We start from the raw sequence: 24,125 nt of genomic DNA, 5'->3' as shown, positions 1-24,125 counted from the left end.
TCTAAAATCTAAAATCTAAAATCTAAAATCTAAAATCTAAAATCTAAAATCTAAAATCTAAAATCTAAAATCTAAAATCTAAAATCTAAAATCTAAAATCTAAAATCTAAAATCTAAAATCTAAAATCTAAAATCTAAAATCTAAAATCAAACCATAAATTCATTTGTATTCCGTCATCGCCGCTTTTAATACGAATATTAGTTGGCTGACTTTGTGGTCCTTGCTGTTCTAAAGGTTTGAAATCTCTCATGGCTGGAATTTCATACATAAACGAGATATCGCCTTCCGGAAATGCCGGCTGCGGATAACTTCCCTGAAAGCCATTTTTAGGCAAATCTGGTGTAAATAATCTTAAAAATAAATTATCAGATTCGCTAAAAACTTTAAATGACGATGCTCCGGCTTTTAAATTTGCGCCTAATAAATTGGCGTGATATCCTTTAAATTCCGGATAAATAAGATTCTCAAAACTCTCGCCTGTAATAGTATTGTTATAATCCTTTTCCCAAACCCCGAAAGTGGTTCCTTTAATTCTGTTTTTCCAAACATGGTACGGACCTCTTCCAAACCATTTTATGCCTGTAACTTCTTTTTCCGGAAAACTGAAAGTAATGCCGAAAGCACTGATTTTATCTTCAAAAAAAGCACCGTCAAAACCCTCTCCGCCAGTGGCATTTTTCAGGGCAACCAATTCCATTTTAAATCTCCCGTCGGGCTCCATAATCCATTTTATCGAGGATAATCCGCCAGTATACGAAACTTTGCAAACGGCTTTGTCGCCTTCCTGCGAAACCTGAACATCTTTTAATTTGGCTTTCATTCCAATTGGGCGAGGACCATTTGTTAACGGAATGGTTGAGGTTCCGTTTTTAATAGAGGAAATTTCTCCCGTAACGGCATCCAGAATAACGGTTACATTACTTCCTTTTAAAGTGATTTCATTGCCCGTTTTTGTTACTGAAGCCTTTGCTTTTGTATTTTGAACCGCCAAAAATTTAGCGGCATAAAATTTAGCTTTATGAATTGGCCATGTCCAGGTATAAATTTCTTTATTAAACTGATCATAAGCACTTATGGATAAAACATCTCCGTCTGCAAAATTGCCCGGAACTACTAATTGAATCTTGCGTGTTTCACCCGGATCAATACTTGGAATTTCGATTTTTCCGGAACTTATTTCCTTTAAAGTTCCGTTGGTGTAAAAAACATCATTATCCGATTTTAAGACTTTAAATTCCATTTTGCAGGAATTCAAATTACTGAAAAGGTAATCGTTGGTAATTAAAAACGATCCGTTAAAAGTAGGCGACACTTGCTTTGGCTGAAACTGAATTGGTGCCCAAACTTCTTTTACAGTATAATAACTTCCTTCTCTTTCGCGATGAGGTCCCAGAATCCCATCTGCCGCTAAAGAACCTTTTGAATCAAATTTTACATCGCCCGTCCAATCCGAGCGTTTTACGGCTTCATCTAACATCGCCCACATAAAACCCCCGGCAAAAAGTGGACTTTCCTTATACCGATTCCAGAAATCTTCGAGAGCCGCTCCATGTCCGTTATCATAAGTTCCGTGCATAAATTCAGTTGGAAAAAATACATTTTCACCACTGTTAAAGCGATGCATTCCCGTTAAATAAGTAGGGTAATGATGGGTGTCCCAACCATTAAAATCGGCCCACGGATGAATCACAATTCTTTTTTGGGGATCATTATCTTCAAAAACTTTATCCACATTGTAATTCCAGCCGCCTTCATTTCCGTTATCCCAAATAATTACTGACGGATGATTGACATCGCGCATTATCATTTCAGTCACTAATTTAGTTCCGGTTTCGGTATCGTAAGAGTTTTGCCAGCCTGCCAATTCATCCAAAACAAAAAGACCCAGTGAATCGCAGACTTCTAAAAAATGCTCATCTGGCGGATAATGACCGCGCACGGCATTCATATTCATATCTTTTAATAACTTCCCGTCTAACTCGCTGATTCGCTTGCTGGTACTTCTTCCGCCTTCCGGCCAAAACGAATGACGGTTGATTCCTTTCATAATAATCTTAGTTCCGTTTACATAAATTCCGTCCTGTTTTTTAAACTCTAAAGTTCTAAAACCAATTCGTTTATCATATTCATGAACCAGAGTTCCGTTTTGTTTTAAAACGAGTTGTAACTCATATAAATTAGGGTTTTCCGGATTCCACGGCTTTATGTTTTTCCATTGTGCTGCAATTACTTCTTTAGTGCTTTTTGCTTTAATCGGAAAAGTAAAAGTTTGGAAATTTTCTCCGTTTAAATCTTTTAGCGTAGCTTCTAAAGTGGTGTTTTTCGAAATGTTTTTCAGGTTCACATCAACTGTAATCGAGCCATCCATTTTAGGATTTACGGCAATATTTTCAATGTGCGTTTTAGGGGAAACTTCCAGCCAAACTGGACGATAAATGCCGCCAAACAACCACCAGTCGGCTCTTCTTTCAGCAGCATTTACAGATTTATTGGCTGAGTGTTTCCAAACATGAACTTCTAAAGCATTTTTAGATCCGAATTTCAATAAAGACGAAATATCATATTTAAATTCATAAAAACCGCCCTGATGAATGGCTCCGGCAAGTTTTCCGTTGATTTTCACCTCAGTATCCGTCATTGCGCCTCCAAAAGCGATTAAAATTTCTTTATCCTTATAATTAGCAGGAACTTCAAACTCGTATTTGTACAAACCTTCTTCCTTGCTTGGTTCTTTTTGGTTGAGTTCTTTGTACCATCTTCCATACGTATATTCGCCAAAACCTTCTAATTCCCATTGCGACGGAACATTTATTTTAGACCAGGTTTTACTGTTATTGCCATCGGTACAATAAAAATCCCATTGTACAGGATGCTCAAAATCTTTTCCGGAAAGATAGATTTTATCTGTTTGCTGAGCAGCGCTGTTTTGAGCTACAAAAAGTGTAAACACAGCAATAGAAATTGTTTGAATGTTTTTTAGCAGCATAATAGTGGTTTTATTTGAGGTTAGTTGCCGTCTGGTTTCGAAATTTCAAAACGGGCACTCATAGGAAGCGTCCAATTCGAAATGTAATTTGGTTTTTTCGGATTATAATCTGGAGTTTCTTTTGTAACGTGTTTTTTTAACGGATTATCAAGTTCCGTGATTCCTTTGAGTACGCAAAGTGCAATTTCGTTGGCTCCAAAACTATTAAAATGAGTATTATCGTCCAGCGCTTTTTCCTGACCCGGAAAAGTATTGGCGGGATATTGAACAAAAGCTTTTCTTGACGCTTCATCGCCCCAGGCTTCGTAAAGTTCGGTTGTCATTTTGGTAATGTCAATAAGGGCAACATTATTTTTTTTCGCAACAGCCCGCATGGCAGCAGGAAATTCGCCGTGGGTTTCTTTTAGAGTTCCATTTTCATTAAAAAATCGCCGTTGTGTTGGCGTTACCAAAACCGGAATAGCCCCTTTTTCTTTTGCCGATTCTACAAATTCAACTAATAAATTCGAGTACGATTCCCAGGGACCATTTCCGTCACCTTTTATTTTTTCGTCATTATGGCCAAATTCCACAAACAAATAATCTCCTTTTTTAATTTGTGTAAGGATTTTTTTTAGACGGTTTCCAGCTTTAAATGAACTCAACGCAGCACCGGAATAAGCATAATTTGAAACCACTATTTCATTATCAAAATAGTTAGTAATAAATTGTCCCCAGGAAGCCCACGGTTCAACGTCCTGATCTGTAACGGTAGAATCGCCAGCCAAATAAACAACAGTAAGGTTGTTTTTTGGAGTAATTTGGATGCTTTGAACAGCAACTTCGCCTAAAAATTCAAGCGTGAGTTTGTCATCCCAATCCAAAATATCTTTTTCTCTGTCTTTTAGCGTAACGTTGAGATTCTCATCTATTTTTGGAGTTCTGACAGTAACATTAAAAGTTTTTGTAATTGATTTTCCTTTTTTGATAGAAAGTTGATCCAGCATTAACCTGCGTGATTCTGCTTTTATTGTTACATTTGATGCTTTTTGAGAATCTCCCATAATCACTTCAATTTGATAATTTCCTTCGGGAAGTTTTACCGAAAAATAAGTTGGTTTTTCGATAGAAAAAGAAGCAGAATTAATTTTCACATTCGAAACCGAATTAAAATCAAAACCATATCCGAGGTTAGAATTATAAGGCAAAGCTTTGTCAATTACAGTTCCTTTTGGCATTTTTAAAACAGTACCAAATTGAAATAATAAAAGTTTTGTATTTTTTGTAGTATCAGCCGAATTTACTTTTGATAAAAGAATTTGTTCTTTTAAATTGTTATTGGAATGCATCGCCAATAAAACTGCCGGCATACAAAAACAAAATAAAAAGGTGCTGATTTTTATCAATTTTTCGAAGATTTAATTTATTTTATATTCAAATCTAACCGTTCCGTTTTAAAATAGTATCCTGTACTATGATGTTAAAAATCTCGCTTTTTGTGATCTATAATTGATTTTTATTGAATGTTTTAATGCAAAAAAAACTCCATTTTAATAATGGAGTTTTTACTATGAGTATCAGTTTAAATCTTTCTAAATAGAATTCCTGTCGATAAAATTAAAAGGTACTTTAAACGATCCTTTTTCTTTATTCAAAATCATTCGGGCAGCAGTTTCGCCCATAACATTAAAATCGGTAGACATTACCGTTATGCCAAGTAATTCTTTTAAAGGCGTATCATTATAAGAGATCACACCAATATCTTTTCCTAAAACATATTCCTCGTCGCGAATTTGTTTCATTAAATTAACGAGATCAGATTCTTCAATGGTAATAAATAAGTCTCCTTTTTTCAAAACCATATCGTCATAAACTTCGCTCAGAATCTCAAAATTGATTTCATGCTCTACACAAAACTTTTTAAATCCGTGCAAAATTCTTCTCGGATAAGGATAAACCGCTTTTTCCGGATAAATTAAAATCAATCGTTTGTACTTCGATATTTTGGCAATTCCTTCTTTTAAAGCATTGTAGATATCATTTTCGAAATCCTGATAAATTTTGATAATTTCACCTTCCATAGAAAGCTTAATATTATCCATAATAACCAGTTTTTCCTGCGGAATTCTTTGAATCGCTTTGACAACATCATCCGTAAAACTCAAATGTTTAAGTTCATCTGTTTTAAAATGGGTTGTAATTACATAATAATCGTAAACGCCTTCAAATTTGTCTAATAGGTTCAAAAACAAGGTTTCATCACAATGATAAATATGTAAATCGACATGAGCATTCGCGCCCACCGTATTAATAAACGAGTTGTACGTTTTCATTTTATACGCACTCAGTTTATTAAACAAAAACAAGATATTAACTTTAGATTCAAGTTTGGTTCGGGTAATATAATAGCCTTTTCCTCTAATCGAAGAAATTATTTTTCGCTCTTTTAAGATATTATAAGCCTTCTCAACCGTATCTCTCGACATATAAAATTCTTCGCTAAAGCTGTTTATAGAAGGGATTTTTTGATTTATTTTCAAATTTCCGTTGGCAATATTCTGCAAAATCGAATCAACAATTTGCTTGTATTTAGGAACCCTTGAATCTTCATCTATTTTAATAAGTTTGATCATGTTCTTGTTTTTCAAATTACGCTCCTTTTATAAAACGTAATTTTAAATTATATTTTTTATAAATAGTTTTAAACTAGCAAACTACCGTTATAATGGCATTTTAAATAATAAGAATAATCTGAATTTTACTAATTTAACTTTCAATCTTATTTGTTATTTATTAAATAAATGAGATTTTAGTAATTGCGAAATCGATTGCTAAAATAGAAATTTTAAATTTATTTTTTCAATATAAAGCGACTCTTCTTTATAATAACTCTTGTATTTAACATATAATATAAAGGATAGTACAGGATAGTTTTGTTTTTTACATTTTCTTATTTTACAAAACGAGATTAACTATCACATAACCACAAACAAAATTATAAATGGAATCATTACTGGGAATTATTTTTCACTCCATAGGGGGATTTTCATCCGGGAGTTTTTATATGCCTTTCAAAAAAGTTAAAAATTGGGCTTGGGAAAGTTACTGGCTCGTAGGAGGTTTTTTCTCCTGGCTAATCGTTCCTCCAATTGCAGCTTATTTAACGATTCCAAATTTTCCGGAAATCATCGCCGCAGCGTCTCCAACAATCAAAGCTTTTACTTTCTCGATGGGACTTATCTGGGGAATTGGCGGATTGACTTACGGACTTGGCGTTCGCTATCTTGGAATGTCTTTAGGAAATTCAATCGTATTAGGATTCTGTTCTGCTTTTGGTGCTTTAGTTCCTTCTATTTATTATAATTTTTATCCAACTCCGGGAAAAGTTTCTTTCACTCATATGCTGCATAGTTCAGGCGGACAATTAGTTTTACTGGGTGTTGCGGTTTGTCTTTTGGGAATCGCAATTTCAGGAAAAGCCGGAATTCTAAAAGAAAAAGATTTTGCGGTTGGACATGAAGATAAAGACAAAGATTTTAATTTGACAAAAGGATTGATCATCGCCGTAACATCAGGGATTTTAAGTTCATTTTTCAATTACGGAATCGAAGCCGGAAAACCAATGGCAGAAGCCGCTGTAGTTTCGGGCTGTAATCCTTTGTTTCAGAATAACGTAACCTATATCGTGTTGCTTTGGGGCGGACTTACAACGAATTTTATTTGGTGTATCTACCTTAATTTTAAAAATAAATCGATTGGAGATTATACCAATAAACAAACTCCAATTACAAAAAACATCCTTTTTTCTGCCCTTGCCGGAACGTTGTGGTTCTTGCAGTTTTTCTTTTACGGAATGGGAGAAAGCAAATTAGGAAACGGAGCCAGCTCTTGGATTCTGCATATGGCGACGATTATTTTAACTGCCAATTTCTGGGGATTTTATTTAAAAGAATGGTCGGGCGTTTCCAAAAAAACCTTCAATACTTTTTTATGGGGAATTGGTCTGATTATGCTTTCGATTGTTTTGGTCGGAATAGGGAATTCATTATAGACATGCAATAAACAACCAAATATATAATATCAAAAATGTTGAATAAAAATACTATAGATATGAATTTTAAGCACGTAAGCTATCTTTGGGAGGAGTCTAAGGCGGCAGCATTGGCAGGAGATGAAGTTGGGCTTTTCATTTATCGTTCTAATTTACTTGGAGCCGATTTGAGATTAACGAATTACGGAGGCGGAAACACTTCTGTAAAAATCACAGATAAAGATCCTTTAACCGGAGCAAGCTCAGAGGTAATGTGGATCAAAGGTTCGGGAGGAGATATCGGAACGCTTACCAAATCGGGCTGTGCAGCATTGTATTTAGACAGACTTCGCAATCTTGAAAATGTTTACAAAGGCATCGAATTCGAAGATGAAATGGTAGAATTATTCAATCATTGTATTTTTGATCTGGCTTCAAAAGCGCCGTCAATCGATACACCTTTTCATGGGTTTTTACCCTTAAAACATATCGACCATTTGCATCCCGATGCCGCAATCGCAATCGCAGCAGCCAAAGACGGAGCAAAAATCACCGAAGAATTATTCGACGGCGAAATTGGCTGGGTAGGCTGGCAGCGTCCGGGTTTCGACTTGGGACTTCAGTTAAGATCTTGCCTTGAAGAAGCTGAGAAAAAAGGAAAAAAACTAAGAGGCATCATGTTGGGTTCTCACGGTTTATTCACCTGGGGCGACACTTCGTATGAAAGTTACATCAACACACTTGAAGTAATCGAGAAATGTGCAACCTATCTTGAGAATAACTACGGAAAAAAACGTCCTGTTTTTGGTGGACAAAAAATAGAAAGCCTGCCTGAAGAAGCAAGAAAACTAAAAGCAGCAAAAGTTGCTCCAATTTTAAGAGGTTTCTGCTCATCAGAACGCCAAATGATAGGTCATTATACCGATGATCAAAGAGTTTTGGAATTCATCAATTCTAATGATCTGGAAAAACTCGCTCCACTTGGAACATCTTGTCCGGACCATTTTTTAAGAACCAAAATCAGTCCGCTTGTTTTGGAATTGGATCCAAATGAAGATTTATCAGATGTAAATGCCATCAAAGCAAAATTAACACCTGCTTTTGAGGGTTACAGAGCCATGTATAAAGAATATTACAACGTTTGTAAAAAAGATAATTCGCCAGCGATGCGTGACCCAAACCCTGTGGTTATTTTATATCCGGGAGTTGGAATGTTCACTTTTGCCAAGGATAAAACCATGGCACGATTAGCATCAGAATATTATGTAAATGCAGTAAATGTTATGAAAGGCGCAGAAGCCGTTTCGGAATATACTTCATTGCCGCATCAGGAAGCCTTTGATATCGAATATTGGTTATTGGAAGAAGCAAAACTGCAAAGAATGCCAAAACCAAAAGCATTATCCGGAAGAATAGCCGTTATCACAGGTTCAGCAGGTGGAATAGGAAAAGCAATTGCGAAAAAGTTTGCTCAGGAAGGTGCTTGTGTCGTAATCAACGATATCAACGAAGAACGTCTACAGGAAGCAACAGCAGATTTCATCAAAACGTTCGGCAAAGATGCGATTTCAAGTACATTATTAAATGTAACCGACGAAGCAAGTACAGAAAAAGCATTAGACCAGGCTTGTTTAGCTTTTGGTGGAGCTGATATAATAGTCAACAATGCAGGAATTAGTATCTCAAAATCGATAGCGGAACACACGCTGGAAGAATGGGACAGATTGTACGATATTCTAGTAAAAGGACAATTTATAGTTTCGAAAGCCGGAATCGAAGTAATGAGAAAACAAGGATTTGGAGGTGATATTGTAAACATCGTATCAAAAAATGCTGTTTTTGCAGGCCCAAACAATCCGGGTTACGGATCAGCGAAAGCAGCTCAGGCACATTTAACACGCCTTATGGCTGCAGAATTGGGGCCGGATAAAATCCGTGTGAACACGGTAAATCCTGATGCCGTAATTTCAGATTCAAACATTTGGTCTGGAGGCTGGGCAGAAGGAAGAGCCAAAGCATACGGTATTACGGTAGCAGAATTACCGGCTTATTATGCAAAGCGCACCTTACTCAACGAAATCATATTGCCAGATGATATTGCCAATGCCTGTTTTGCATTTGTTGGCGGCTTCCTGAATAAATCTACAGGAAACGCACTGAATGTAGACGGCGGAGTAGCCATGGGCTTTTATAGATAAAATAACCCGTTGAGTGTGATTTTTAAACACATAGAAACATAGAATTATTGAACTCAAAAAAGGCGTTTTACTTGCATTAACAATCCCGAAGCTTCGGGACTATGTGTGAGAAACGAGTTTCTTGATATACTTTTTTCGAAAATATAAAATCTATTTTTCTATGTGTTAAATAAAATTTTAACGAATTGCACTCAAGTGGTTGAAAAATAGTTTTTTTTAAGTTTGTTTAAGCAAAAGTGGTTTTTTGTGATCTAACGTTCGATAATTTCGGACGTTAGTATTTAAAATAAAAAGGTAATTTTTAAACAAACAAATAACACAAAATAGTATAGTAAAACAGGAATTCAAATTATATTTATAGAATGCAATTCCATTAAAAGAAAAATATATGTTAATTGGATCAAACAAAATAGAATCTCATAATGATGAGTTATTAAAAAAACACCAGAATAAATTTGCCTTTACAGCATCAGAAGTTGGTGAAACAGAATCAATTATTCAAAAATTAATCGATTTTCAAATTGCAATTCCATCTTGGGCTTTAGGAACAGGAGGAACGCGATTCGGACGTTTTGCAGGAGGCGGAGAACCGAGATCTTTAGAAGAAAAAATCGAAGATGTAGGTTTGCTTCATGCTTTGAACAACGCTTCTGGAGCTATTTCGTTGCATATTCCGTGGGATATTCCAACAGATTATCAAGCGATTAAAAACTTAGCCGGCCAACACGGATTAAAGTTTGATGCCATGAACTCGAATACTTTTCAGGATCAGGCAAATCAGGAGCATTCGTATAAATTTGGTTCATTACAAAATGCAAACAAAGCAATTCGTAAACAAGCAATTGCACACAATATCGAGGTTATCAAACACGGAATTGAATTAGGATCAGAATCGTTAACGGTTTGGTTAGCAGATGGATCTTCTTTTCCGGGTCAATTAAATTTCCGTAAAGCATATCAAAATACTTTAGAAAGTTTAGAAGAAATCTACGATGCTTTGCCATCAAATTGGAAATTATTTTTAGAATACAAATGTGCAGAACCTAATTTTTATTCGACAACAGTTGCTGATTGGGGACAATCTTATTCTTACGTAAAAAAATTAGGCGATAAAGCGCAAACGTTAGTCGATTTAGGACATCATTTGCCAAATGCAAACATCGAGCAAATTGTTTCTTTATTATTGATGGAAAACAAATTGGGAGGATTCCATTTTAACGATTCAAAATATGGCGATGACGATTTAACAGCCGGAGCTTTAAAACCATACCAATTATTCTTGATTTTTAATGAATTAGTAGAAGGAATGGACGCTCGTGGCATGAATCACGCCAAAGATTTAGGCTGGATGATCGATGCTTCTCACAACATCAAAGATCCGTTAGAAGATTTATTACAATCGGTTGAAGCCATTATGATTGCGTATGCGCAGGCACTTTTGGTAGACAGAAAAGCGTTAGAAATTGCACAGGATGAAAATGATGTGGTAAAAGCACAGGAAATTCTGCAAAACGCTTTCCGTACCGATGTTCGTGCTTTGGTCGCTGAGGCTCGTTTACGTTCCGGCGCAGCATTAAATCCGGTAGAATTGTACCGCAGTCTTACGGTTAGAAAAAATCTAATTGGAGAAAGAGGATTAAAAACGATGGCGACAGGATTATAGTTTTGAGTTATGAATTATGAGTTATAAGTTAATAAAATATTTTTGTTTATGTCATTGTTTGATGTAAACACAAGAAGATTTGGCTTAATAACATTGAACTCTCGGGTAAAAATCATAATTCTGTAATTCATATTTATAATTCATAATTTATAATTAACCAAAATGAATGTAGTTGCAATTTTTGATATTGGTAAAACCAACAAAAAGGTATTTTTATTTAATGAAAATTATAAAATTGTCTGGGAAAAATCAGTAAATCTGGAAGAAACTGTTGATGAAGACGGTTTTCCCTGTGAAGATATTGAGGTTCTTAAAAACTGGATTCTCGATCGATTATCAGAAATAAAAATAATGGAAAACTATGTTCTAAAAGCGATTAATTTTAGTACTTACGGAGCGAGTTTTGTTTATATAGATAAGGAAGGCAATGTTTTAACGCCTTTATATAATTACTTAAAAGAGTATCCGACAGCACTAAAAAAGAATTTTTATAACAAATACAAAGGAGAAGAAGTTTTTGCAGTAAAAACAGCTTCTCCTGTTTTAGGAAGCCTGAATTCCGGAATGCAGATTTACAGATTTAAAGAAGAAAATCCGGAATTATTTGAGAAGGTAGCATATTGTCTGCATTTGCCGCAATACCTGAGTTTTCTTTTAACAGGTGAAGCTTACACAGATATTACAAGTATTGGCTGTCACACCAATTTGTGGAATTTCAAAAAAATGAAATATCATAAGTGGCTCAAAAAAGAAGCAATATTGCCAAAATTAGCGCCACTTCATTACGGGAAAGATATCATCAAAAAAGAAAATGATGTTGCTGTAGGGATTGGTTTGCACGATAGTTCATCGGCCATTATTCCGTATACAATCAACTTTACAGAACCTTTTGTTTTGTTATCAACCGGCACCTGGAGTATTTCATTAAACCCTTTCAATAATAAGCAATTAACGTTTGAAGAGCTTCAAAACGATTGTTTGTGTTATATGCAATACACCGAAAAGCCGGTAAAAGCAGCGCGTTTATTTTCGGGAAATGAACATGAAGTACAGGCTAAAAGATTAGCAGAACATTTTAATGTGCCATTCGATACTTTTAAAGAGGTTTATTTTGATAAAAAGATCGTTTCAAACTTGAGAGCTTTAAACTTTCAGATTATTTATCCGAAGAAATATGATTTTGATATTCTAAAGGAATGTCCGTTTCAAAAAAGAGACCTATCTACTTTTAAAAGTTATGATATTGCCTATCATCAATTGATGCTGGATTTGGTCGAACAACAGGTTTTTTCAACTAATTTAGTGATTCATAATAGTCCTGTAAAGAAAATTTTTGTGGATGGAGGTTTTAGCAAAAATTCCATTTTTATGAATTTACTTGCAGAAGCTTTTCCGGATGTCGAAGTTTATGCCGCATCAATGGCGCAGGCGAGTGCATTGGGTGCTGCATTGGCAATTCATCAAAACTGGAATCCAAAACCAATACAGAATGACTTAATTGATTTGAAATTTTACAAACACTAGAATTGAATTAAAAATTTAGAATTAAAAATTAAATAAAAATCTGCTCAATCTGCCAGATCTGCTAGAGAAAACAGTAGCCACAGATTGCAAGATTAAAATGATTGTTTCACGCAGATTTTGCAGACTTTAGCAGATTTAATTTAGATAATAATCTGCGCACATCTGCTTAAATCTTTTTAAAATCTGCGTGAAAAAATAAAATAATTACCAAGAATATGAAAATCGGACTTTTTATACCGTGCTACGTCGATCAGTTTTATCCAAAAGTGGCTATTGCAACCTATGAGCTTTTGCAGAAATTAGGATGTGAAGTTCATTTTCCGATGGGACAAACCTGTTGTGGACAACCCATGGCGAATAGCGGCTATCAACATTTAACGAAAGGATGCGATGCAAATTTTATTTCGAATTTTGCAGGTTTTGATTATATCGTTTGTCCGTCAGGAAGTTGTGTTTTGCATGTAAAGGAACATTTGCACGACGAAAAACAAGAAGATTTGGCAGCTGAAATGAGAAGGAAAGTATTCGAATTGACAGAATTTATTACCGACATTCTCAAAATAGATCATATTGAGGGAAGTTTCCCTTATAAAGTCGGAATGCATGTTAGTTGTCACGGTCAGCGTGGGTTAAAGCTTTCGCAGATGACAGAACTAAACGCGCCATTTTTCTCAAAACCGGAACAATTATTAAGCAATATAAAAGGTTTAGATTTGGTTTCACTTTCAAGAAAAGATGAATGCTGTGGTTTTGGCGGAACATTTTGCGTTACCGAAGAAGCGGTTTCTGTAAAAATGGGACAAGACCGAATCAAAGATCATGAAAACCATCAGGTTGATTATATAACGGGCGGCGATATGTCGTGTTTAATGCATTTAGAAGGAATTCTGAAAAGGCAAAAAAGCAACATAAAAACCATTCATATTGCTGAAATTTTAAATTCGTTCGAAAACTAAGTAATTTTAAAATTAAACTTAATTTTCTTTTTACCATTAAGAGATTAAGTAATTTAAGTCAGGCTTTATGAACTTAATATCTTAATGGTAAAACAAACAAGAGAAAAGATGTCTTCAAAAAAAACAATCGAACATAGCGAAGCTGCAGCACGTTTTAACAAAGATGTAGAACGAGTAAACTGGCATGATGAAACGCTTTGGTTTGTTCGTGAAAAACGCGACAAATCTGCACATCAAATTCCGGATTGGGAGTTGCTTCGCGAAACGGCTTCACAAATAAAAAATAATGTACTTTCTAATATTCATGATTATTTAATTGAATTTGAAGCGAATGCTCAAAAAAACGGTATTAAAGTACATTGGGCAGCCGATGCCAAAGAACATAATGAAATCGTGCATTCGATCATGGCGAAACATGACGTTAAGCAGATGGTAAAATCAAAATCAATGCTTACCGAAGAATGTCATTTAAACGATTATTTAGCCGAAAAAGGAATTGAAGTTATTGATTCTGATTTGGGAGAATACATTGTTCAACTTCGTAAAGAACCGCCAAGTCATATTGTTTTACCCGCAATTCACCTTAAAAAAGAAGATGTAAGCGAAACTTTTCATGAACATTTAGGGACTGAAAAAGGAAACATCGACCCTCAATATTTAACGGAATCGGCACGTTTAAGTTTAAGAAATACGTTCTTAACGCGAAAAGTGGCTTTAACGGGAGTAAATTTTGCAATTGCAGAAACAGGTGAAATTGTGGTTTGTACCAATGAAGGAAACGCTGATATGGGTGCTCATTTAGCCGATGTTCATATCGCCAGCATGGGATTCGAAAAACTGATTCCGCAACGAAAACATCTTGGGGTTTTCCTGAGATTATTGGCCAGAAGCGCAACAGGACAGCCAATAACAACTTTTTCAAGTCATTTTAAAAAACCAAGAGACGGAAAAGAAATTCATATTGTAATTGTCGATAATGGCAGAACTACACAATTGGGCAGAGAAGATTTTAGAAATTCGCTAAAATGCATTCGTTGCGGTGCGTGCATGAATACGTGCCCGGTATACAGACGAAGCGGCGGACATAGTTATCATAATGCGGTTGCAGGACCAATTGGTTCTATTTTGGCACCTAATTTAGACATGAGCAAAAATGCCGATTTACCTTTTGCGAGTACGCTTTGCGGTTCTTGCACGAATGTTTGTCCGGTAAAAATTGATATTCACGACCAGTTGTACAAATGGCGTCAGGTTTTGGTTAAAGAAGGACATACACCAACGGCAAAAACAGTTGCGATGAAAACAATGGCAACAGTTTTGGCGAATCCTGCCATTTTTAATATTGCCGGAAAATCAGGAAGATTTGTAATGAAAAACATTCCTTCATTAGTCAATAATAAAATGAACAAATGGTACGATCAACGCGAAATGCCGGAAGTTCCCGAGGAATCTTTTAGAGAATGGTACAAGAAAAATTCAAGAGAATCTAAAGCGAAAAAAGATGAGCAGTAAAGCTGAAATTCTAAAAAAAATAAAACAAATAAAACAAAATCAACCCGGTTTCGTTACAGAACTTCCAAGTTTAAATGTTTTGGGTTCAGAACATTTTGATATTCTGCAAACCTATAAAATCGTATTAAAAAATATTGGCGGAGATGCTGTAGAAGTTGCTAATTACGACGAAATCATCCATTATATAAAAAACAATTATTCTGTTGAAAAAAGAATCATTTCAACAATTCCGGAACTTTCTGAAATTAGCAGATTAGACTGGACAAACGATGATCCGCATTCGCTTCAAAATGTTGAATTAACGATTGTAAAAGCGCATTTTGGAGTTGCAGAAAATAGTGCACTTTGGGTAACCGATGATTTATTAGGGCAGCGTATTTCGCCTTTTATCGCACAATATTTAGCCATAATTGTTCATAAAAAAGATCTTGTACCAACAATGCATCAGGCTTATGACAGAATTGCAAATCAGGAATATGGTTTTGGAAGTTTTATTGCAGGTCCGTCAAAAACAGCCGATATTGAGCAATCTCTGGTTTTGGGAGCGCACGGAGCGAGGGGATTAATCGTTTTTTTATTAGATTAAAAATTTAAAAAATATTTTTATCTTTATATGACATCAAAAATTAGGGCAATTGATCGCCCTTTTTTTTGTTTATAGAAATAAGAAAATAAAATAATCTTAGAATGAATAACGATATAAGCCTTAAAGCGGTAGCATACGGAGAAGTACTTTGGGATGTTTTTGGCAGTGAAAAAAAGATTGGCGGAGCACCGCTAAATGTTGCTTTACGCATGAAAACATTCGGTTGTGATGTCGCCATGATTAGCTGTGTTGGAAATGATAAAGATGGAGAAGCAATACTTAATCACATCAAACAATTAGGACTTGAAACGGATACTATTATGCAATCAGATTCATTTCCGACGGGATTGGTTACTGTTACTTTAAACGAAATCGGTTCGGCCAGTTATGAGATCAATTATCCATCGGCATGGGATAAAATTGTACTAAACGATCTGGCTAAAAAATTGGTTACAGAAGCTGATGTTTTAATTTATGGAAGTTTGGTTTGTCGTGATGAAGTTTCCAGACAAGCTCTTCAGGAATTATTGCAGACCAAAGTTTATAAAGTATTTGATGTCAATTTAAGGAAGCCTCATTATTCATATGAAATCCTTGAAGAATTAATGCTTTCTGCAGATTTTATCAAATTTAATGATGAGGAAATAATAGAAATTGCGACAGCATTCGGATCGTCTTTTACCACTATCGAAGACAACGTAACGTATATTTCAGAAAAAACCAATACAAAAGCCATTTGTGTTACCAGAGGCAAAGATGGCGCTTTACTATTATGGAAAGGAAAATGCTATAAAAATGAAGGATATTCCGTTAAAGTAGCTGATACAGTAGGAGCGGGAGATTCATTTTTAGCAACTTTAATAACTTATTTGCTAACCAATACCGAACCTCAAAAAGCGATTGATTTTGCTTGCGCCGTTGGAGCTTTAGTTGCTGCAGCTCCGGGAGCAAATCCTGAAATTTCGTTCAATAAAATTGAAGAAATAATTCATAAGTAAAATAACTTAATCAGTATAAAAATACCCGCAGGAATTTCTTGCGGGTATTTTTCGTATTATAAAATGACAAAATAGTATGCAATTAGTTACAGTTAATTCGCACTTATCGAAAAAATACCATAAAATAACGTAATTGAGTAATTTTAAATAATAAAGGCATTTTTTGTAAGTGGTAAATAATCGCATTTTCTGGTATATTATTGATGTAAAAAACTAGAAAACAGTTGCTTATTTTTTAAAGTAAGTCCCGCTTCTTAAAAAAATTGCTGTTTTGTTGCCGGTATTAACAATTTCAAGGCTTGAGCAAAAAATAATAACATAAGTAAATCCCTAGCAGGGGATATAAAAAGATAGGTAAAAATTGATGTTTTAGATTGAATTACAACGTATAGTTATATTCTATAAGAGGGTTTGTAAGAATAAGATAGTAGATTATCCGTAATATTGCTACTCCAAGGTTTATTTAGATTTTTAGCCCCTTTAAGAAAAATCTAAAAAATGAAATTGATTTTTGAGTTGCCACTTGGTTTAAGTTTTTTACAATAAATCCTCGTGTTATAATAAAGATTAATTACTATGTTCATTACCCTTACGCAGGATCAAGTTCGGTTTTATTACGGATCAGAACGCTGGCGATACAATTTTAATGAAATTGTAGAACTTGGGTTACTCAAAAAAAAGAAATCCTACATTCTTGAAAATAGTGCCTTTGCAGCAGTTACAGCTTTGGCCTATTATTTTATGATGTTTTCAACTGTAGTAGAGCTGTATTATATTATACCGGCCTTGCTTTGCTATACCATTCTCATTATTTTACGGTTTCATAGCGCTTTAGAATTCGATTATTATGTTATCGTAAAAGATATTCATAAAAATGAAATCAAAGTAAAAATTAAGGCTTTTGACCGGCCCGTGATCGGAAAACAGATTGATCAGTATTTAAATCTCAAGTTCGATAAAATTTTACAAATTAAATAAAATCATCACTAAAATGAATCGATTACTATTCGGAATATCCAATTTCGATTTTGCATTTATGGGTATTGCAATTTTGTATGGTTTTATCGTTACAAATAAAAAAAACCAGAAAAAGAAATGACTGCTACATTAACCTACAAATGAAGCAGTAAAATTATCCATTGTAGTAACAGCTATACCATCCCCAAACAAAGTTTATGGCAACTTCAATAAAAAACAAAATCAAAAGTATTAGAGAGTTGAAAAATTATACTCAGGAATATATGGCAGATCAATTAGGTGTCACGCAGGCAGGTTACAGTAAAATTGAAAAAGGAAAAACCATTCTTTCCTATGTAAAATTGGTTGAAATTGCTAAAATATTAGACGTTAGCGTAGAAGATATTATTAGTTTTGACAGCCAGAAATACTTCAATAATTTCAATAATGTAAATGGAAATAATAATGGCAGCATTATGATTAATGCTGATAATGAAACCTTAAAAAACCTTTACGAAGATAAAATCAAACTGCTGGAAAAACTTTTAAAGAAAACCGAAGAAGAGTTGTGCCGATACAAAAAAAAATTCGGACAAATCTGAAAAGCTGAATTCATAATTTATTTGGTTTTCTTAAATAAAAAAAATAAGTATTTGATTATTAATGTTTTATAATTTATTACATTTACACTTATTAAAATTACAGAAGATGTTTTAACCCCAAAAAACAATTTTAATGCTTTAAGGAGCATTAAATTCTTCTCTAATTATTCCAAGCCAAAAAGTATATTTTTCTTCAACCTACACCTAAACATGTTTCCTCAATGACATTGTTTATGGATTATAATTTTGATTAGCCGTTAACTATTTCTGCGCCTTAATAAACATTTTATCAGTGTTTTTATTTTTTTATTTCTCTAATTATTGATTTTAATAACTCTAATAAGCAGATTTTATGAAGAATATAGTACGCTTTTTACTTTTATTTTGCACTTCAGGCGCTTTAGCACAACAAGAATCTCAGTATTCACAGTATATGTATAATACGATGACGTTCAATGCAGGTTATACAGGATCTAGAGGGATAGCCAGTATAATGGGTTTATACAGAACGCAATGGGTAGGGCTTGATGGTGCACCAACAACAGTAAATTTTTCAATTCAGACTCCGGTAGGATCACATTCTAACGGTATTGGATTAGATATAGTAAGTGATCAGATTGGCCCTGCAAAAAATATTGGACTTATGGCCAGTTTTGCGTATACCATTTTGGGCAGTACAGATGTAAAATATTCGTTTGGTATTTCTGGAGGGTTTGACAATTTTAGTGTCGATTATTCACTGTTAAATCCTGAGAATCCTGACCCTAATTTTGTTGGAGAAATGTCTCAGTTCTCGCCCAATGTTGGTGCTGGATTTTATGTTCATTCTGATAATTGGTACATCGGTGTATCAGTTCCCAGATTACTAAAAACCAATTTTTATGATGATGTTAAAGAAACAGTCTATTCTCAATCATCACAATATTATCTAATTTTAGGTTACGTATTCGATCTTAATCCCTATTTAAAACTTAAACCTGCAGCTTTGGTAAAAGCCGTTTCTGGCGCACCACTGGCAGTCGATGTATCTGTCAGTTTTTTAATTAACGATAAGTTTACTATTGGCGCCGCTTACCGCTGGGATGCTGCTTTTAGCGCATTGGCAGGATTTCAGGTGACAGACGGAATACAAATTGGATACGGATATGATTATGATACAACCAATATTGGCAATTATAACTCAGGCTCTCATGAACTATTTTTAAGATTTGACTTAATTAGCAGATCACAGGCCAGATTGGTAACGCCAAGATTCTTTTAAACATTTTAATCTTTCGTAAAAATGAAAAAAGGATACTCAAAATATTGAATACCCTTTTTTGCAAAAATGAAATTAAAATATATTTAATTATGCTGTCTGATCATCTATAGTTGCATCTGGTGCATTTGTTTTTACTGACTCGATTCCGTTATCTCTGGCAGAAGCGCTTTCATACATTTCGCTATGACCAATTAATTGACCGTTAGAGGCTTTTAAATTAAAATACGGTTTTCCACTAGTAGATTCTTTTTTATCGAATCGAGAATCATCCTGCGAATTGGTTTTTACAGATTCAATTCCGTTAGTAGCGCCAGCCTTTGAGCTGTAACCCTCACTAGTTAAAATAGTTTGCCCATTTCCGGCTTTTAAATTAAATTGAAATTCTCCGTTAGCTCTTTTAGTAATTACAAATTTTCCCATAGTTTTTGGTTTAGGTTGACTATTATAAATTCTACTGAATTATAAAAATACAAAACTTCAACATATAAATTATATTGTCCAAAAAAAATAATTATTTTATAGTAATTAGTTCATATAACCGGCAAGATCAACACCTGAAAAGTTTAGTGTTTCTAAAAAAACTTTTACATTATTTTTTGCTTTCCGATTCTCTCCGGCATAAAATATTTTGGGTCTTTCCTCAATTTTTTTATTATTTTGACTTGACGTTGGCTCTATTGCATTAAATATTTTTACAACATGTGCAGCAGGCAATAAAGAAGTTACAAGATCACAAGAAGATTGCCCCGAAGCAGTAGACAAAAAAGATTTCAGGTTAAAAATAGGATTGTTGGTATGTAATATTGTTTTTCCCGTCATATCCGGTAAATTATCTATAGAAACCTCAAGATCTTCACGCGGAATAAAGAGAATAATAATTTCAGCACCGGCAGCTTCCTGCGTTGTTACCAATTTTACATTATTGCCCATTTTTTGAGCAATCTCTTTTAAAGTGCTTGTGCCTCTCGGATTACTAATTAATACTTCGTGTCCAGATTCAGCAGCTCTGTGAGCAAGATCCAAAGTAATAAAACCCGTTCCAATAATTCCTATTTTCATAATCTCAAATTTTTATTATTTCCTAAATAATTCATGTCTATGGATAAGATAGGGGGGAATCTTATTTTTGTGAAATTTAAAAAAAGCTAATCTTCTGGTTTACCGTATTTTTACCTGTTTTTAAAAATAGTAATGTTAAATAATTACTTGTATTTTTATCATTCTTTAATTTTATCGTTCAAAAAAATGTATTTTTAATAGGATATTTTTTATTTTTGATAAAAAAAAACATGAAAAATCTTGTAATCATACTTGCTGTAGCGTGTCAGTTATGGGCTTGTAATTCAAAAAAGAACGAAGAAACAGTTAAAACCATCTCTAAAGATGCCGAAAGTTCAATCGTAGAAAAAGATAGCGTATCTAAAGTAAATATTTATGAAGGCCTTTTACCTTGTGCTGATTGTAGTGGAATTGAAACTGTATTGAAAATTCACCAAGGCGACGGAACAATGGAAAGTCATAAATTTGAATTGGTAAGTACTTATAAAGGAAAACAACCTGAAAAAACTTTTATTCAAAAAGGAAATTTCAATTATGAAAGAGGACTTGAAAATGATCCTGATGGAACAATTTATATTCTAAATTGGGACAAGCCAGAATCAGAACAAATTTATTATGGATATAAGAGTGCAAATCCGGATAAAATTTATTTGCTGAATAAAAAGAGAGAAATTATTAAATCAGAACTAAATTATTTCCTGACATTGAAAAAATAATCGGCACTACAATTTTCAGGAATAAAATATAATTTTTAAATTAGGAATATTATAAACTTAATTAGCGTTAGTGCGGTTAAGTTTATAATATTTTCTATTTTTAATACATTAAAAACCATCAGGATTATTTAGGCTGATGGTATTATTCTTATGAAAGAAATCACAGAAATTTTAATAGCCTATTCAGAAGCGAAAAAAGCAAATAAAAAGACTGCTTTAGCAACTGTTGTCAAAGTAGAAGGATCTTCCTATCGACAGCCAGGAGCACGCATGCTTGTTACCGAAGACGGAAATCTGACAGGAGCGATTAGCGGAGGCTGTTTAGAAGGAGATGCGCTTAGAAGAGCTTTACTGGCAATAAATCAAAAGCAAAATAAACTTATTACCTACAATACCAGTAATGAAAATGATAGCGAAATAGGATTACAACTGGGCTGCAATGGTATTGTACATATTCTTTTCGAGTACATTGATGATGAAATCCCAAATAACCCAATAAAACTTTTAGAAGAATTAAAAAGGGAACGAAAAGGAGCTGTCATTGGAACCCTGTTTTCCTTAAAAAGACAAGCAGCACAAATCGGAACTGTATTATTTTACAGAGAAAATCAGCCCTTTTTATTTCAGAATGAGATTGCTTTAAATGTTTTTTCGGATGTAAAAGAAGCTTTAAAAAACAAAACTTCAGTTATAAAAAAATTAGAAGACGAGAGCGAGAACGAAGCACTTTTAGAATATATAAATCCTCCTGTTTCATTAATTATTGTTGGAGCCGGGAATGACGTGCAGCCACTTGCAAAAATAGTCGAAATTTTAGGCTGGGAAATTACAATAGCAGAAGGCCGCGCCACGCATGCAATACAAAAAAGGTTTCCCGAAGCAAAACAAGTTATTGTTGCAAAACCCGAGCAATTATTAGAAAGTATAATTATCGACGATCAGACTTATTTTGTATTAATGACGCACAATTATAAATACGATTTAGCAATGCTGAAATTGTTGTTAGAAACCAATTGCAGCTACATAGGAATTCTTGGCCCGAAAACGAAATTAAACCGAATGCTTGATGATTTACAAAATGAAGGCATAACGGTTAATGAAGAACAATTAAGTATCATTTACGGCCCAATCGGGCTAGATATTGGTGCAGAAACATCCGAAGAAATTGCCCTTTCGATTGTATCTGAAATTAAAGCTGTGATCAGTGCGAAAAAAGGAACTTCCCTAAAATTTAAAACAGAAAAAATTCATACCACAACTTATGGAAGATAACATCAAAAATAAAACAGGTATCGTTATTTTGGCCGCAGGAAGTTCTTCCCGATTAGGACAACCAAAACAATTGTTGACTTATAAAAACACAACACTTTTAAAAAATACGATCAACGCAGCGTCTTTAATTCCAAACGCAGTAATTATTGTGGTAACAGGTTCAAATCATGAATTGATAAAAGAACAAATTGAAAGTGGAGAAATAAAAATAAGCTTTAATCCAGATTGGGAAATGGGAATGTCTTCTTCAATCGCAAAAGGATTGAGTGATGTATTGTTAGAATATTCACAAATTGAAAAGTGCATTTTTGCAGTTTGTGACCAGCCGTTTGTTTCAACCGCTATTTTTGAAAATTTGATTGATCAATACAACAAAACCAAAAAGGGAATTGCAGCTTCTGCTTATGCTGAAACATTAGGAACGCCGGTACTTTTAGATAAAAAATATTTTAAAGAATTATTAGAATTAAAAGGTCAGGAAGGCGCAAAAAAAATAATCAATAAATTCTTAGACGATACAGTTGCTGTTCCGTTTGAAAAAGGAAATATCGACATTGATACGATGGAGGATTATAATAATCTTAAGAATTGAAATTTAATTAAAAATTAAAAATTAAAGATTAAAAATTAAAACTTTGCTTCCGAAGCCTGGGGATTGCAACTAGGCGAGATTATATTTTACTTTAATTGTGGAACCAGACTCTGAACTCTCAAAATCGTTTCTTCAATTTCTTCTAAAGTTGTAAATCTTCCCAAACTAAACCGAATCGAACTTAAAGCACTTTCATCAGATAATCCCAAAGCCTTTAATACATGCGAAGGTTCTGAGGTTACAGATGAACACGAAGAGCCGTTTGAAACTGCAATATTCTGTAAAGCAATAATAAACCGTTCAGAATTAACTCCCGGAAAGCAAATGTTAGAAGTATTGTAAATTCTGTTTTGAATATTTCCATTTACAAAAGAACCTTCAATTTGCAATAAACCATTTTCCAGTTTATCTCGTAATTCAGATATTCTTTTCTGATCACTTTCTAATTCATTTACAGCAACTTGACACGCTTTACCTAAACCTATAATTCCTGGTACATTTAGCGTTCCACTACGCAATTTCCGCTGTTGCCCGCCACCTTGCAATTGAGTTTCTAATTTTAGCTTTAAAGATGAAGAAACATACAAAGCACCAATACCTTTCGGACCATAAAATTTATGTGCAGAAAGCGTTAAAAAATCAATTCCCATTTTTTTTACATCAATAGAAATCTTTCCAACCGCCTGAGTTGCATCGCACATAAAAAGCACATTTCTAGGTCGCGTTATGGCAGCGATTGATTCAATATCCTGCATGACACCAGTTTCATTATTCAATATCATTGCAATGACAATCAGTGTTTTATCTGTTATTGATTCATTTAAAAGATGAAGATCTAAAAATCCGTCAGAAGTTACAGGCAAATATGTAACATCAAACCCAATAGTCTCCATATATCGACAGGTTTCTAAAACTGCTTTGTGTTCGGTGGCAACCGTAATTATATGTTTTTTGTCCTGATTTGAAAGTCCTTTTATAGCTAAATTAATAGCCTCTGTCGCTCCCGAAGTAAAGATAATTTCATCTTCATTAGCGCCAATTAAATTTGCCGTTTGCCAGGCAGCATTTTCGACAGCTTCATTTACGGTCAATCCTGCTAAATGACTACTGCCGGCATTCGCATAATTTTCTGTAAAATACGGCAGCATAGCTTCTACTACACGTTCATCAACGCGAGTAGTTGCATTATTATCGAGATAAATGATTTGTTGAGGAGACATAAATTAAAGTTAG

Annotated in this window: 20 protein-coding genes; 14 read left to right on the top strand and 6 right to left on the bottom strand. The window is 34.1% G+C overall.

The features are described 5' to 3' along the window. Positions 1-134 precede the first annotated feature (134 nt). The 3 genes from EV143_RS13885 to EV143_RS13875 all read right to left on the bottom strand — a co-directional run bounded on the left by EV143_RS13885 (position 135) and on the right by EV143_RS13875 (position 5,599). Positions 135-2,987, bottom strand: a complete 2,853-nt coding sequence (locus EV143_RS13885) for a glycoside hydrolase family 2 TIM barrel-domain containing protein (protein ID WP_133508539.1) — start codon at positions 2,985-2,987, stop codon at positions 135-137. 20 nt (positions 2,988-3,007) lie between these two features. Next, positions 3,008-4,336: a rhamnogalacturonan acetylesterase gene (locus EV143_RS13880; protein ID WP_243739874.1), complete on the bottom strand. Its 1,329-nt coding sequence runs from the start codon at positions 4,334-4,336 to the stop codon at positions 3,008-3,010. A gap of 222 nt (positions 4,337-4,558) precedes the next feature. After that, entirely contained in the window at positions 4,559-5,599 is a 1,041-nt protein-coding gene (locus EV143_RS13875; protein WP_133508537.1) for a GntR family transcriptional regulator, read from the bottom strand. Between the two features lie 368 nt (positions 5,600-5,967). Between EV143_RS13875 and rhaT the strand changes: the two genes are divergently transcribed. The 11 genes from rhaT (at position 5,968) to EV143_RS13820 (ending at position 19,253) form a co-directional block, all read left to right on the top strand. Beyond that, positions 5,968-7,017 carry an L-rhamnose/proton symporter RhaT gene (gene rhaT / locus EV143_RS13870; RefSeq protein ID WP_133508536.1) on the top strand — a complete coding sequence of 350 codons (1,050 nt, stop codon included), beginning with the start codon at positions 5,968-5,970 and terminating at the stop codon, positions 7,015-7,017. A gap of 35 nt (positions 7,018-7,052) precedes the next feature. Next, positions 7,053-9,194: a bifunctional aldolase/short-chain dehydrogenase gene (locus EV143_RS13865; RefSeq protein ID WP_133508535.1), complete on the top strand. Its 2,142-nt coding sequence runs from the start codon at positions 7,053-7,055 to the stop codon at positions 9,192-9,194. 388 nt (positions 9,195-9,582) lie between these two features. Next, on the top strand, positions 9,583-10,857 hold the full coding sequence (locus EV143_RS13860) for a TIM barrel protein (protein ID WP_133508534.1): 1,275 nt from the start codon (positions 9,583-9,585) through the stop codon (positions 10,855-10,857). Positions 10,858-11,019: 162 nt separating this feature from the next. Next, entirely contained in the window at positions 11,020-12,381 is a 1,362-nt protein-coding gene (locus EV143_RS13855; RefSeq protein WP_133508533.1) for an FGGY-family carbohydrate kinase, read from the top strand. 215 nt (positions 12,382-12,596) lie between these two features. Next, the gene (locus EV143_RS13850; RefSeq protein WP_133508532.1) at positions 12,597-13,337 is read left to right on the top strand and encodes a (Fe-S)-binding protein; all 741 of its coding nucleotides are present in this window, start codon (positions 12,597-12,599) and stop codon (positions 13,335-13,337) included. 108 nt (positions 13,338-13,445) lie between these two features. Then, a complete protein-coding gene (locus tag EV143_RS13845) occupies positions 13,446-14,849 on the top strand; it encodes a lactate utilization protein B (RefSeq protein WP_133508531.1) in 1,404 nt (467 codons plus the stop codon). Beyond that, on the top strand, positions 14,839-15,435 hold the full coding sequence (locus EV143_RS13840; protein ID WP_133508530.1) for a LutC/YkgG family protein: 597 nt from the start codon (positions 14,839-14,841) through the stop codon (positions 15,433-15,435). The genes EV143_RS13845 and EV143_RS13840 overlap by 11 nt, the downstream gene beginning before the upstream one ends. 101 nt (positions 15,436-15,536) lie before the next feature. Beyond that, on the top strand, positions 15,537-16,433 hold the full coding sequence (locus EV143_RS13835) for a carbohydrate kinase family protein (RefSeq protein ID WP_133508529.1): 897 nt from the start codon (positions 15,537-15,539) through the stop codon (positions 16,431-16,433). Positions 16,434-17,009: 576 nt separating this feature from the next. Further along, complete coding sequence (locus EV143_RS13830; protein ID WP_133508528.1) at positions 17,010-17,411, top strand: hypothetical protein; 402 nt, start codon at positions 17,010-17,012, stop codon at positions 17,409-17,411. Positions 17,412-17,608: 197 nt separating this feature from the next. Further along, positions 17,609-17,992 (top strand): helix-turn-helix transcriptional regulator, encoded by a 384-nt coding sequence (locus EV143_RS13825; RefSeq protein ID WP_133508527.1) that lies wholly within the window; start codon positions 17,609-17,611, stop codon positions 17,990-17,992. A gap of 352 nt (positions 17,993-18,344) precedes the next feature. Beyond that, a complete protein-coding gene (locus EV143_RS13820) occupies positions 18,345-19,253 on the top strand; it encodes a PorP/SprF family type IX secretion system membrane protein (RefSeq protein ID WP_133508526.1) in 909 nt (302 codons plus the stop codon). Between the two features lie 87 nt (positions 19,254-19,340). Here the strand turns inward: EV143_RS13820 and EV143_RS13815 are convergent, their stop codons facing one another. Continuing rightward, positions 19,341-19,673 carry a YegP family protein gene (locus tag EV143_RS13815; RefSeq protein WP_133508525.1) on the bottom strand — a complete coding sequence of 111 codons (333 nt, stop codon included), beginning with the start codon at positions 19,671-19,673 and terminating at the stop codon, positions 19,341-19,343. 105 nt (positions 19,674-19,778) lie between these two features. Beyond that, the gene (locus EV143_RS13810) at positions 19,779-20,312 is read right to left on the bottom strand and encodes an NADPH-dependent F420 reductase (protein ID WP_133508524.1); all 534 of its coding nucleotides are present in this window, start codon (positions 20,310-20,312) and stop codon (positions 19,779-19,781) included. 230 nt (positions 20,313-20,542) lie between these two features. Here EV143_RS13810 and EV143_RS13805 point away from each other — a divergent pair, with 230 nt between their 5' ends. The 3 genes from EV143_RS13805 to EV143_RS13795 all read left to right on the top strand — a co-directional run bounded on the left by EV143_RS13805 (position 20,543) and on the right by EV143_RS13795 (position 22,892). After that, positions 20,543-21,028 carry a copper resistance protein NlpE gene (locus EV143_RS13805; protein ID WP_133508523.1) on the top strand — a complete coding sequence of 162 codons (486 nt, stop codon included), beginning with the start codon at positions 20,543-20,545 and terminating at the stop codon, positions 21,026-21,028. Positions 21,029-21,178: 150 nt separating this feature from the next. Next, positions 21,179-22,300 (top strand): XdhC family protein, encoded by a 1,122-nt coding sequence (locus tag EV143_RS13800; RefSeq protein WP_133508522.1) that lies wholly within the window; start codon positions 21,179-21,181, stop codon positions 22,298-22,300. Then, on the top strand, positions 22,290-22,892 hold the full coding sequence (locus EV143_RS13795) for a nucleotidyltransferase family protein (RefSeq protein ID WP_133508521.1): 603 nt from the start codon (positions 22,290-22,292) through the stop codon (positions 22,890-22,892). The genes EV143_RS13800 and EV143_RS13795 overlap by 11 nt, the downstream gene beginning before the upstream one ends. Before the next feature lie 86 nt (positions 22,893-22,978). On the opposite strand, the gene EV143_RS13790 is transcribed toward EV143_RS13795, so the two are convergent. Beyond that, on the bottom strand, positions 22,979-24,112 hold the full coding sequence (locus EV143_RS13790) for a cysteine desulfurase family protein (protein ID WP_133508520.1): 1,134 nt from the start codon (positions 24,110-24,112) through the stop codon (positions 22,979-22,981). Between the last annotated feature and the right edge of the window lie 13 nt (positions 24,113-24,125).

This window comes from Flavobacterium chryseum (assembly GCF_004362015.1).
GTDB lineage: Bacteria > Bacteroidota > Bacteroidia > Flavobacteriales > Flavobacteriaceae > Flavobacterium.
The sequence above is the reverse complement of the archived record's forward strand: the minus strand, read 5'-3'. Positions and strand labels throughout refer to the sequence as shown.

What these genes read in the sequence shown, in the direction of transcription:
- EV143_RS13885 (WP_133508539.1), bottom strand. Translation starts at nt 2,987, where the DNA reads ATGCTGCTAAAAAACATTCAAACAATTTCTATTGCTGTGTTTACACTT.
- EV143_RS13880 (WP_243739874.1), bottom strand. Translation starts at nt 4,336, where the DNA reads ATGCCGGCAGTTTTATTGGCGATGCATTCCAATAACAATTTAAAAGAA.
- EV143_RS13875 (WP_133508537.1), bottom strand. Translation starts at nt 5,599, where the DNA reads ATGATCAAACTTATTAAAATAGATGAAGATTCAAGGGTTCCTAAATAC.
- rhaT (WP_133508536.1), top strand. Translation starts at nt 5,968, where the DNA reads ATGGAATCATTACTGGGAATTATTTTTCACTCCATAGGGGGATTTTCA.
- EV143_RS13865 (WP_133508535.1), top strand. Translation starts at nt 7,053, where the DNA reads ATGTTGAATAAAAATACTATAGATATGAATTTTAAGCACGTAAGCTAT.
- EV143_RS13860 (WP_133508534.1), top strand. Translation starts at nt 9,583, where the DNA reads ATGTTAATTGGATCAAACAAAATAGAATCTCATAATGATGAGTTATTA.
- EV143_RS13855 (WP_133508533.1), top strand. Translation starts at nt 11,020, where the DNA reads ATGAATGTAGTTGCAATTTTTGATATTGGTAAAACCAACAAAAAGGTA.
- EV143_RS13850 (WP_133508532.1), top strand. Translation starts at nt 12,597, where the DNA reads ATGAAAATCGGACTTTTTATACCGTGCTACGTCGATCAGTTTTATCCA.
- EV143_RS13845 (WP_133508531.1), top strand. Translation starts at nt 13,446, where the DNA reads ATGTCTTCAAAAAAAACAATCGAACATAGCGAAGCTGCAGCACGTTTT.
- EV143_RS13840 (WP_133508530.1), top strand. Translation starts at nt 14,839, where the DNA reads ATGAGCAGTAAAGCTGAAATTCTAAAAAAAATAAAACAAATAAAACAA.
- EV143_RS13835 (WP_133508529.1), top strand. Translation starts at nt 15,537, where the DNA reads ATGAATAACGATATAAGCCTTAAAGCGGTAGCATACGGAGAAGTACTT.
- EV143_RS13830 (WP_133508528.1), top strand. Translation starts at nt 17,010, where the DNA reads ATGTTCATTACCCTTACGCAGGATCAAGTTCGGTTTTATTACGGATCA.
- EV143_RS13825 (WP_133508527.1), top strand. Translation starts at nt 17,609, where the DNA reads ATGGCAACTTCAATAAAAAACAAAATCAAAAGTATTAGAGAGTTGAAA.
- EV143_RS13820 (WP_133508526.1), top strand. Translation starts at nt 18,345, where the DNA reads ATGAAGAATATAGTACGCTTTTTACTTTTATTTTGCACTTCAGGCGCT.
- EV143_RS13815 (WP_133508525.1), bottom strand. Translation starts at nt 19,673, where the DNA reads ATGGGAAAATTTGTAATTACTAAAAGAGCTAACGGAGAATTTCAATTT.
- EV143_RS13810 (WP_133508524.1), bottom strand. Translation starts at nt 20,312, where the DNA reads ATGAAAATAGGAATTATTGGAACGGGTTTTATTACTTTGGATCTTGCT.
- EV143_RS13805 (WP_133508523.1), top strand. Translation starts at nt 20,543, where the DNA reads ATGAAAAATCTTGTAATCATACTTGCTGTAGCGTGTCAGTTATGGGCT.
- EV143_RS13800 (WP_133508522.1), top strand. Translation starts at nt 21,179, where the DNA reads ATGAAAGAAATCACAGAAATTTTAATAGCCTATTCAGAAGCGAAAAAA.
- EV143_RS13795 (WP_133508521.1), top strand. Translation starts at nt 22,290, where the DNA reads ATGGAAGATAACATCAAAAATAAAACAGGTATCGTTATTTTGGCCGCA.
- EV143_RS13790 (WP_133508520.1), bottom strand. Translation starts at nt 24,112, where the DNA reads ATGTCTCCTCAACAAATCATTTATCTCGATAATAATGCAACTACTCGC.